The sequence below is a fragment of the Methylobacterium hispanicum genome (assembly GCF_022179285.1).
Classification (GTDB): domain Bacteria; phylum Pseudomonadota; class Alphaproteobacteria; order Rhizobiales; family Beijerinckiaceae; genus Methylobacterium; species Methylobacterium hispanicum.
The window spans coordinates 171,774-178,772 of record NZ_BPQO01000011.1 but is presented as its reverse complement, the minus strand read 5'-3'; the positions used below and the strand labels follow the sequence as shown (position 1 = coordinate 178,772).

At 67.9% G+C, this 6,999-nt stretch carries 6 protein-coding genes; 3 read left to right on the top strand and 3 right to left on the bottom strand.

The features are described 5' to 3' along the window. Positions 1–422: 422 nt before the first annotated feature. Both MFF56_RS14790 and MFF56_RS14785 read right to left on the bottom strand, forming a co-directional pair. Positions 423–1,730, bottom strand: a complete 1,308-nt coding sequence (locus MFF56_RS14790) for a tetratricopeptide repeat protein (RefSeq protein ID WP_238230273.1) — start codon at positions 1,728–1,730, stop codon at positions 423–425. A 221-nt stretch (positions 1,731–1,951) separates the two neighbouring features. Beyond that, the gene (locus MFF56_RS14785) at positions 1,952–2,422 is read right to left on the bottom strand and encodes a hypothetical protein (RefSeq protein ID WP_238230272.1); all 471 of its coding nucleotides are present in this window, start codon (positions 2,420–2,422) and stop codon (positions 1,952–1,954) included. 285 nt (positions 2,423–2,707) lie between these two features. Between MFF56_RS14785 and MFF56_RS14780 the strand changes: the two genes are divergently transcribed. Continuing rightward, positions 2,708–3,652, top strand: a complete 945-nt coding sequence (locus MFF56_RS14780; protein WP_238230271.1) for a tyrosine-type recombinase/integrase — start codon at positions 2,708–2,710, stop codon at positions 3,650–3,652. Positions 3,653–4,022: 370 nt separating this feature from the next. Further along, the gene (locus tag MFF56_RS14775) at positions 4,023–5,135 is read left to right on the top strand and encodes a DUF8359 domain-containing protein (protein ID WP_238230270.1); all 1,113 of its coding nucleotides are present in this window, start codon (positions 4,023–4,025) and stop codon (positions 5,133–5,135) included. 65 nt (positions 5,136–5,200) lie between these two features. On the opposite strand, the gene MFF56_RS14770 is transcribed toward MFF56_RS14775, so the two are convergent. Further along, positions 5,201–5,674, bottom strand: coding sequence for a hypothetical protein (locus MFF56_RS14770; RefSeq protein WP_238230269.1), 474 nt, complete (start codon positions 5,672–5,674; stop codon positions 5,201–5,203). 167 nt (positions 5,675–5,841) lie between these two features. Here MFF56_RS14770 and MFF56_RS14765 point away from each other — a divergent pair, with 167 nt between their 5' ends. After that, entirely contained in the window at positions 5,842–6,948 is a 1,107-nt protein-coding gene (locus tag MFF56_RS14765) for a DUF8359 domain-containing protein (RefSeq protein WP_238230268.1), read from the top strand. Positions 6,949–6,999 lie beyond the last annotated feature (51 nt).

Genomic DNA, 6,999 nt, shown 5'->3' with positions numbered 1-6,999 from the left:
ACCCGCGGGGATGCGCCATAGCCGATGCCGGCTACCGAGTGGCCGACATCAAATCGGAACGTTGGCCGGCTTCGCGTCGGAATGGGTGGCCGGCTTCCGTCGGAATCCGCAACTATACGTCGGCGAACTCGTCCGTCGGCGACGTCGCGGGAGCACTCTTATGGGGGAGGGAGGCTCGCGCGGCGGACGTCCCGGACATGGGGACGCGTCCTGGGCCTGTTCGCATAAGCGGTGTTTTGACAGAAAGTCCCCGGGTCGGTTTGACCGAGCTGCCCGGTCGGCGCACCACGGGCTCGAGCCCTGGCAATCGTCGGGCATCCGAACAAGGATCCGCCCGAGCAGGATCGCCGGCTAATCGGGAGGCCGGTCACGCCGTGAACGAGGTGTCGGAGAGACGCGCCACGCACGGGTCGGATAGAGGGTCAGCGCGTCCTGCAGCCGCCAACCGACGCCTGGACGATCCCGCGCAGACCGGCCGCGATCCGCTCGCGGTCGGCGGAGAAATCCGAACGTTTTGCGAGGCCGGCGTCGTCGCTCGCAGCACGGTCGAGGGCGTCGAGCGCCGCTCGATGGCTCCCCAGCCCCTCCAGAGCGAGCCCCCTCCCCCATCGGGCGTAGACGAAGCCTTCGTCCCGTCGCAGCGCCTCGTCGAAGTCGACCAGTGCCTTCGCGAATTCGCAGAGCCGCAGGTAGGCGATGCCGCGGCTGTTGAGGGCCTGACGATCGTTCGGATCGATGCCGAGCACCTTGGTGAGATCGGCGACGGCCTCCTGATACCGCTGGTCGTCGAGATGGATTTTGCCTCGCTCTCGCAAAGCGTAGGTCGTGCCGGGCTCGGCCGAGATCGCCCTCGTGAAGGTCGCGGCCGCCTTCTTCCGGTCTCCGAGGTCTCGATAGGCGAGGGCGAGATTGTTGAGGGCTACGGCGTAGTTCGGATTGATCCGGATCGCCTTCTCAAGGTCGGGAACGGCCTGAGCCGCGCGCCCGAGCTGACGCAAGGCGCTCCCCCGCCCGTTGAGAGCCATCTGGAGGTCCGGATCGATCGCGAGGGCGGCCTCGAAATCCTTTAGCGAGGCCTCGATGCGGTCCATTCCGTCGAGCGCCACGCCGCGATTGCTGAGGTATATCGCCGTTCCGGGCTCCAGGCGGATGGCCTCGTCGTAGTCGGCGATCGCCTCCGCGTAGCGCCGCTGCAGGCGGCGGGCGAAGCCTCGGTTGTTCCAAGCCGAAGCGTAATCCGGCTCCGCTTGGATAGCCTTCGCGAACTGCTCCTCCGCCTTCTGAGGTTGTCCGCTGTCCAGCAGCTTCTCCCCCGCGTCCTCGAGCCTCACGGCCAGAGAGCGGTTTCGGGTTCCGGCGGACTGCGCGGACGCACGTGCGCAGCGGACGTAGACGAGATCTTCCTGTGCGCCGGCGCGACGAAGAATCAGCTTCCTGTCGCCCGCGATCAGACTGACCGTCAGGCGCTTCCGTACTCCATCCCGTGTCGTGCACAGCGTATCGATTTCGGAACGGCTCGTGCCGATCACTGCTTCGAACGAACAGTACAGCCCTCGCGAGCTCATTCCGAAGCTCTGGATTTGGATCGCTCCTCCGCTATCGAGATGCCGTTGAGGGGCTTGGCATTGTGCAGGGTTTCTCGCCCACCACCCCTCGAACTCGGCGGCGCTCGTCGGAACGATGCCGCACAGGAGCAGAATGGTCGAAGCGGCGGAAAGGCGGAGCTTCATGATGGTCCTGGGACGTCCATCCGGCGTCCTTCCGGCACGCCCGGTCAGTTCCGAATTTGTCATCGGGTACCTGAAGGTTGTCGGCCCCGATTATGTCGAATTGTCTGGATTCCTCGGGCCGCCGCGACTGAGCCGGGGCTCGCTCCCAGCATCGTTGACGGAAACCTTGCGGGATCGGCAAAGCAGTTCCTTATGCAGGACCTCACCCGACTACATCACGTTCATGGGGTAACCCGGGTGGTCCCTTCGTACCCGGGGCATAGAACCTCGAACAGCCTCACCGCCTGCTCCCCTCCTTCCGCGCAGGAGTTCTCCAGCGGCACCTTCCGCGTGTTGGCCGGCTTGAGGTCGGGGATGCCGATCGTACCTGCCTTGCAGTTCGCTTCGGCCGTCACCGGGCCGCTGCGCTCGGCATCCCGCATGAATTCGCGGACGCAAGGTTCGATCTTGCTTCGGCTCGGCCCCGGCTTCCCGGCCGCACGCCCCAGTTGGTAGTGGCAATGCGTGATCGCGTCGGGCAGCGTGTATTGCGCGAGGGCTCGCGCGCGGGATGTGTCGAGCCCCTCGATGGATGTGATCGTCGCGGTCGGCCCGCGGCAGGTCGCCGGGTATTCCAGGCCCATGGCTGCACCGGCTTGGAGAACGCACAGCAGGGCGGCCGGCGTCGTGATCGATCTCGCTCTCAGGGCCATCGCTCGGTCTTCCAGAGCGCTCAGCCGCCCGCGCTCAGTTTGGCACGGTGCCTGGGAGAGCTGAAGCTCGCGTTCGCTCCGATCCCTCGCAAACTTGCCCTCTCGGCCCAGACCGGAGCCGTCCGCCGACTGTTCGCTACGCCGATCCACGCATTGCGGCCGTCCCTGTGAGAATCGGGCGCAAGCGGCATTCCAGAGCGCGGCGTCGGATGATCCTCGTCGCGTGATGGCGTCGTTGACGGATTCCTTACGGGACCCTCGCAGTTTGCCCCTATGCGGGAGCCCATGTCGTCCGATGCCTCCGTCGAGCTCTGGCTCGATGCCCTGTCCGCGGAGCGCGGCACGGCGGCGAGTTCGCTTGGGGTCTATCGGACGAGCGCGCGATGCTGGGCCGATTTCCTCGCCGCTCGCGGGATCACGGTCGAGGGCGCGTCGCGGACCGACTTCAACGACTATCTCGCCAGCCTCGACGCACGCCAGCTCTCGGAAGCCACGATCGCGCATCGGCGGACCGTCGTGCGTTCTCTTCACCGATTCCTGATGGCCGAGGATCATGTCGGCCACGATCCGACGAGCATGGTGGCCGCGATGAAGCGGCCCGAACGTCTGCCGCTGGTCCTGACGATGGCGGAGGTCGACAAACTTCTCGAGACCGCGCACGCGCTCGCCCGCGACGGCGAGGTGGGCCTCTACCGACAGGCGGGCTACGCGCGCAGAGCCGCGCTGTTCGAGGTGCTCTACGCCTCAGGCATGCGCGTCTCCGAGGCGGTGAACCTGCCGGCCGCCGCGATCGCTCCCGGCGCGCGCTCGATGATCGTCAAGGGCAAGGGCGGCAAGGAGCGCCTCGTCATGCTTCACGACCGCGCCGTCGAGGCGGTCGAGGTCTGGCGCGAACTCGCTGCGGCCTACGGTTCCGTCTCGGACAAGTGGCTGTTCCACGCCGTCAGAGGCGGCGGAGCTCCGCTCACCCGTCAGAGCGCGCTCTCCGAGATCAAGGAGGCGGCCGTGGCGGCCGGCATCCGAAACCCCGACCGGGTCTCCCCGCACAAGCTCCGACATGCCTTCGCCTCGCACCTGCTCTCGAACGGCGCGGACCTGCGGTCGATCCAGGAGATGCTCGGGCATGCCGACCTCGGCACGACGGAGATCTACCTGCACACGGACACGCGCCGAACCCACGGCATGGTGCGGGATCTCCATCCGCTCAACGACGTCGGTCCGGCGACCTGATCCGGCCGGAGGCAGACCACGGCGCGAACTTGCCGCTTGCCTTTCCGCCGCCGACGCTCGCGCCAGGAGCCTGCATGTCCGACCGCACCCGGCGCGGCTCGCCGCACGCAAGGCCAGAGGGTCCATACTGGGCTCAAGTCGTCCGCAGCTGGCGCGCTCCTCGGCGTTCGGTGCAGCGATCAGGACGCAAGTCGGCGCCCACTTACGGAGCGGGGCGCCATTGCCTCCAGGACAGGCAACGAACACGGGACATGGCGGCTTCGAGCTCCGAGAAGCGACACAGCCGCCGCGCGAGAGGCGGTTCGGCGTGCCTCGCCCAAGGACTTGCCGCTTGCGGACCGCGCGTCTTTGCTCCGAGCGGAGGGCATCAATGGCCGAGCGCACGCGCATCCGTATCTGGCATCCCTTTCCCGTCGATATCGTGCGGCCCGGCACCCGCAAGCCGGAGCGCAGACTTGCGCTGGCCCCGATCGACGTGGACGTCAGGACGACATCGACCGAGGAGCTAACCGTCGCCTCGAGATTCCGTCCGTCCAGCAGCTACGACACCTGGAAGGGGGAACTCGGCGGCGGTCCCGAGGTCGTGCTGCACGGCTTCGACGGAAGCCTGTGGGAACCCCTCCCCGGTCCCGACGGCACCTCCGGCGCAACGCTTGAGCAGTGGCAGGCTTCGATGACCGGAGGCCCCCTGCTTCCCGAACCGTACGAGCTCCTGGATCCGATTCTGGCTGCGCAGTACGCAACCCCGAGTGGCTTCGTGGACGGTTGGGACGGAGCGATCCGCCTCGGCGAGACGGCAGGCAGGGTGATCGCGGACAGCCGGCAGCGGGGCGCCGAGCGCGCGATTCGGGGCGCGGAGTCCGTTCTCCTCGTCAACGGCCACGTGTGGCGCAGGGCCGGTCCGCCCTTCTGGAGCGTCGAGCGGGAGGGCAACCTCCACAAGGTCTACCTGTGTTGGAACCGGACCGTTAAGCGGGAATGGCTGTGGCGGGATGGAGTGGCCAACCTCCTTGGAACATTCGCGGCCGACCGTCCGGAGGAGGCTGTGGCCTACGCTCGGGAATGCGCCGCATCCAAGGGCCGCAAGGCGGAGGTCCGCGGACCGGGAGGGGTATGCTTGGCGCACGATCCGCGACATGCCTCGCGGGAAGACCGCCTAGCGGACGGCCTGCATCTCGGCCGCCCCGTCATGGACCGCCTGGACGGGCTGGTGAAATCGCTGTCGACCGTCGGCATCGAGGCCTATGCCGAAGCCAGGATTTTGAGCTGCAGACTCGCGGAAGGCGATGGCGACGTCGGAACGGTGTCCGCTCTGATGGCGGCCTTCGAGGCCGCCTTGGCGGATCTGGAACGGTTCGACGCCCCACTCGCCTCCGTTTCCGCCAGGGACGAGATGAAGCGCACGCTCCAGGTCTTCGCCTCGCGGATGTCCCGCTTCGCCCCTGCCCCGGAGGCCTCCGGTCTGCCCCATCCGGGCCTGTGAAAAGGGCGGACCGCGCCTGGTCCGCATCACCGGCCGCCCGCTCGGAGCGCCAGCGTCGGCGGCGTTCAGAGCCGCGGCGAGGAAGGGTTCAGACCGAGAGCGTTCCTGACGCGCCCGAGCACCTCGGCCGGCGAACCGGCGCGCATGCCCTCGATCTCATCGACGAGGTCGAGAACTTCGTCGTCCTTCGCCTCGCGCGCCTCGCGCCGGACCTGGTCGAGGTCGTTCCCGAGCGCGGCGACGAAGAGGTGCCAGTCGCCTCCGGCGCGCTCCGCGGCCCGCTCGACGGCGAACTCGAGGAAGAGCTGGAATTCGACCGGTTCGCCCAGGACGCCACGTCGGACCTGCTCCCGGTGTCCATGGACCCAGTCGAGCACGTACTCCTCGCGCGGCCACGTGGTCGGCAGGAAGTAGGCGTTCCGGCCGATGCGGCCGACCGAATACGAACCGCCGTTCCGGCCGAAGAACGATGACGTGATCTCGCAGCCGACCTTCTCAAGGAACTCCGCCGCCTCGGCACGCCTCTCCGCCAAAGTCATCGCCGTCTCCATGGAATGCGATCGAGCTTCGCATCCGCACGCGAAAAGATCGATCCGCCCGGGGGCCTCGACAGACCCCGACCGAACGGCCGCTTCCCGTGGTTGAGCCTTGCGGCAGCTTCGGGAAGCCTTGCGGATCCCTTCGCACGCCGAGACAGCGACGACCGATGCCCGCCGAGAAGATCCGTATCTGGCACCCCTATCGGGCCGATGTCCTGGCGAAAGGGCAGCGGCGTCCCAGTCGGGTGGTGCTGCGTGCTCCGATCGATCTGGAAGTCGCTTCCGTCACGAACGCCGAGGTCCCGTTGGTCGGGCGCATCGTCGCCGGGACCGCCGCCTGGGCCAAGTCGGGCCGCGGCGAGGGACAGGGCGTCGAGTACCGCGGCTGGAACGGCATGCTCTGGGGACCAGTGGGACGTGGCGCGCAGTATGGACAGACCGACGTGGTCGGCTGGAACCGCATCGCGACGCGCACCAACAGGTGGCCTGACTTCCTCTACGATCCGGTGCTCACGGAGCATGAACACCGGACCGGAGATCATCTCGAGTGGCGCCGGATCGCCGCGCCCGAGGAGATCGAAGGGAGGATCGTCGAAGACGACAGAACCGAGGCCGCCGCCGCTGCCAGATCCCTGGAACGGAAGCTGCTCCTCGTCGACGGCAAGGTATGGCGAAGGAAATCGCCGCCGAGCTGGTCGGTCGAACAGTTGGGGCTTGGCTGCTACTGCGTCTACCTCGATGCGCCCAGCGGCGGCCGCCATCCCTATCGTGGCAACGCCGAGACCGCGTTCGGCATCGAGCGGCTCGACGACATGCTCGCGTGGTGTGCTGAGATCGGCCGCCGCCGTCACCGCGATCCGGAGACGTTCGGTCCCGCCGGCAGCGTCCTGGAATTCGATCCGGCCTATGCCCGCCGCAACGACCTCGCGTTGGAAACCGCGCGCCTCGGCGAGCAGGCGCTGCGGGTATTCGAGGATCGGATCGGCAACATGACGCTCACGGGCATCGACGCATACGGGTTGGCTCGGGCGGCTCACGCGCGCGTCGCCTCGGACGGGACGCAAGCCGACGTCGCCGCGTTTCTGGAGGCGGTCGAGGACATGGCCTCGGACCTGCGCCGATTCGACTATCCGGGAAAAGCGGCCGCCTCCCGCGACGACGCGCTCAAGATCCTCGACGTCCTGGACCGCAGGATCCGGGGCTACGAGACGGCGGCGCTGGCGGAGGCCTATGCCGCCCCCCCTGGCCTAGCTCCGCCCTCCCCGTCCCCCTGACCTTTCCCCCGCGGACGACGCGGCGGAGGGGCATCCGCCACGTCGGGGCCG

What these genes read in the sequence shown, in the direction of transcription:
- MFF56_RS14790 (WP_238230273.1), bottom strand. Translation starts at nt 1,730, where the DNA reads ATGAAGCTCCGCCTTTCCGCCGCTTCGACCATTCTGCTCCTGTGCGGC.
- MFF56_RS14770 (WP_238230269.1), bottom strand. Translation starts at nt 5,674, where the DNA reads ATGACTTTGGCGGAGAGGCGTGCCGAGGCGGCGGAGTTCCTTGAGAAG.
- MFF56_RS14775 (WP_238230270.1), top strand. Translation starts at nt 4,023, where the DNA reads ATGGCCGAGCGCACGCGCATCCGTATCTGGCATCCCTTTCCCGTCGAT.
- MFF56_RS14785 (WP_238230272.1), bottom strand. Translation starts at nt 2,422, where the DNA reads ATGGCCCTGAGAGCGAGATCGATCACGACGCCGGCCGCCCTGCTGTGC.
- MFF56_RS14780 (WP_238230271.1), top strand. Translation starts at nt 2,708, where the DNA reads ATGTCGTCCGATGCCTCCGTCGAGCTCTGGCTCGATGCCCTGTCCGCG.
- MFF56_RS14765 (WP_238230268.1), top strand. Translation starts at nt 5,842, where the DNA reads ATGCCCGCCGAGAAGATCCGTATCTGGCACCCCTATCGGGCCGATGTC.